We start from the raw sequence: 2,624 nt of genomic DNA, 5'->3' as shown, positions 1-2,624 counted from the left end.
GAGACCGCTCCCCGTGATCGCCGCCGGCGCCGGGCGCCGGGCCCTCGAGCGCGCGCCGCTGTGCGCGCCTGGGCGATTGAGTAGCGGTACTCAGGCGGCGACGGCCTTCCGCAGGCAGGCTGGAGGTACCGACGATCCACGGGGAGCTGGACATGACCAAGTTGACGCATCACCCACTGCTGCGGACGCCGGCACGGCTGACCTTCGGCAACACGGCCTCACGCGTCTATCTCGGCCTCGTCGCGGCGGCCGCGCTGTTCGTCGCCGTCGACACGCTGTTCGTGACGCACGACGACGCCTCCTTCGCCGGCGTGTGGTTGTTCTTCCTCGCGGCGCCGACCGTCTTCGCCTTCCTCCTCGGTGGCTCCGCGGCCGGTGCGGACGCGAGCGGTCCCGCCTGGTTCGTGTATCTCGCACTGATCGTTTCGGTGCTCGTGCAGGCCTGTGCGCTGGGCTGGTTCTCGCAGTTGCTGCACAATGCCGGCCGGGGGCGCCCGGCCCGCCCCCGGAGGGCTTGAAACGCCCGGCCCGAAGCGTCCGGGAGGGTCTCGCCCGACGCCGACGCCCCGTGCACGAAGGCCGTCGGCCCACCTGCCGCCCGGGCGGCGGGCACCGAGGTCGCGCCGGAGGGCCGAAGGGACTGGGACGCGGGGACCGCCGTCCGGACAGTCGGCGGATCCGACCACGACGCGGGGCCGGTGAAGTCCCGGGCCGGGCCCCGGTGCCCCGGCACTCCGTGGCGCTGCGGGTGGAGCGCCGGGGGCCGGGGCGGCGGGGCGGGATCGGGACCTCGGCGGCGTCTACGCTCCTTGCCGCCGGACAGCACCGCTGCGACACTTCGGACATGGGGCGACGTACGCAGGCGGAGCGGGACGCGATGACCGTCGAGACCGGCTACGCCGTGGTGAGCGGCGCCCTGGTGGCAGCCGTCACGTTCGCCGGCGCCGTACTGCCCGCACTGCTCCTCCATCTCCCGGGCCCGGGGGAACGCCTGCTCTTCCGGGCCGGGGCGGTACTCGGGGCACTGGCGTTCGTGGTGCGGGTGGCGCATGTGCTGTGGCGTTTCCCGCGCGACGAGGAGTGCCTGCGGGTGCCGGCCGCTCAGCCCAGCCAACCGGGTCGCACCAGCCCCGACTCGTAGGCGAGCACCACGAGCTGAGCCCGGTCCCGCACGCCCAGCTTCACCATGGCACGGCTGACGTGGGTCTTGGCCGTGAGCGGGCTGACGATCAGTCTGCGGGCGATCTCCTCGTTGGAGAGACCGAGGCCGACGAGTGCCATCACCTCCCGCTCACGGTGCGTCAGTTCGTCCAGGACGGTGGCCGCCGCCGGTTTCTTGGACCGTGCGGCGAACTCGGCGATGAGACGGCGTGTCACACCCGGCGACAACAGGGCGTCCCCGGCGACGACGGCTCGGACCGCGCGCAGGAGCTCCTCGGGGTCGGTGTCCTTGACCAGGAAGCCCGAGGCTCCGGAGCGAATGGCCTCGAACACGTACTCGTCGAGTTCGAAGGTGGTGAGCATGACCACCCGCACCTCCCGCAGCGCGGGGTCGTCCGTGATCGTGCGGGTCGCGGCCAGGCCGTCCAGCCCGGGCATCCTGATGTCCATCAGCACCGTGTCGGGCCTGAGCCGGCGCACGAGGCGCACCGCCTCGCCACCGTCGGCGGCCTCCCCGGCCACCTCGATGTCCGGCTGGGCGTCCAGAAGGGCGCGGAAGCCTGCCCGCACCAGCACTTGGTCGTCTGCGAGCACGATGCGGATTACGGTGCCTCCTCCACTTCCGGTGCCCCGTCCGGGGAGGTGCGCGGGCTGCCGGGACTGTCCGGGCCGCCCGGGCCGTTCCGCAGGGGGAGCTCGGCCGTGACCCGGAAGCCGCCGCCGGGGCGCGGGCCCGCGTCGACGGTCCCACCGAGTGCGGCGGCCCGCTCCCGCATGCCGACGAGCCCGTTCCCGCCGCCTCCGGCGTCGCCGCCCGTCGCCGGCCCCTCGTCGTCGACACGGAGCCGGACGCGCCCTTCCCCGAAGCGGATGCGGATCTGCGCGGTGCGCGACCCCGAGTGCCGGACCACGTTCGTCAGCGCCTCCTGCACGATGCGGAAGGCCGCGAGGTCGGTGCCGGGCGGGACCGCCACCCGCCCGCGGCCGTCCGTCGCGACGGTCACCGTGAGGCCCGCGCCCGCCGCCTGATCGACCAGCTCGGGGAGCCGGTCCAGACCGGGGGCCGGGGCCCGGGGGGCGTCGCCCGGCGTCCGCAGGTTCTCCAGGACCTGCCGGACCTCGCCCAACGCCTCCTTGCTGGCGGACTTGATCGTGGTGAGGGCCGTGCGGGCCTGTTCGGGGTCCGCGTCGAGCAGGGCCAGGCCCACTCCCGCCTGGACGTTGATGACGGAGATGCTGTGCGCCAGCACGTCATGGAGCTCGCGGGCCATCAGGAGCCGCTCCTCGTCGGCCCGCCGCCGCGCCGCGGCCTCCCGCTCCGCGCGTGCCGCCGCCCACTGTTCACGACGCGACCGCAGGAGTTCCGCCGCGGCGACGATCGCGGCGGCCCACGCGGTGACGAGTGCCTCCAGATCCCAGGGCGCCACGCCTTCACCCAACGCCCGGTGCCATCGGTAAAGATA

General features: G+C 74.2%; 4 protein-coding genes. 2 read left to right on the top strand and 2 right to left on the bottom strand.

Annotation, left to right across the window (positions count from 1 at the left end; all coding sequences use genetic code 11):
• The first annotated feature begins 152 nt into the window (after window positions 1-152).
• Window positions 153-518 (top strand): hypothetical protein, encoded by a 366-nt coding sequence (locus ABZ371_RS31445; RefSeq protein WP_358686093.1) that lies wholly within the window; start codon window positions 153-155, stop codon window positions 516-518.
• A 326-nt stretch (window positions 519-844) separates the two neighbouring features.
• A complete protein-coding gene (locus ABZ371_RS31440; RefSeq protein ID WP_358686090.1) occupies window positions 845-1,141 on the top strand; it encodes a DUF6332 family protein in 297 nt (98 codons plus the stop codon).
• Here ABZ371_RS31440 and ABZ371_RS31435 read toward each other — a convergent pair.
• Window positions 1,102-1,764: a response regulator transcription factor gene (locus tag ABZ371_RS31435; protein WP_358686095.1), complete on the bottom strand. Its 663-nt coding sequence runs from the start codon at window positions 1,762-1,764 to the stop codon at window positions 1,102-1,104. The two genes, ABZ371_RS31440 and ABZ371_RS31435, sit on opposite strands and share 40 nt — an antisense overlap.
• Window positions 1,764-2,624, bottom strand: an 861-nt coding sequence (locus ABZ371_RS31430; protein ID WP_358686087.1) for a sensor histidine kinase, incomplete at its 5' end; no start/stop codon positions are given. The genes ABZ371_RS31430 and ABZ371_RS31435, both read right to left, overlap by 1 nt.

The organism is Streptomyces sp. NPDC005899 (genome assembly GCF_040629645.1).
GTDB lineage: Bacteria > Actinomycetota > Actinomycetes > Streptomycetales > Streptomycetaceae > Streptomyces.
Note: the sequence above shows the minus strand (reverse complement) of the source record. Positions and strands in the feature narration are given on the sequence as shown.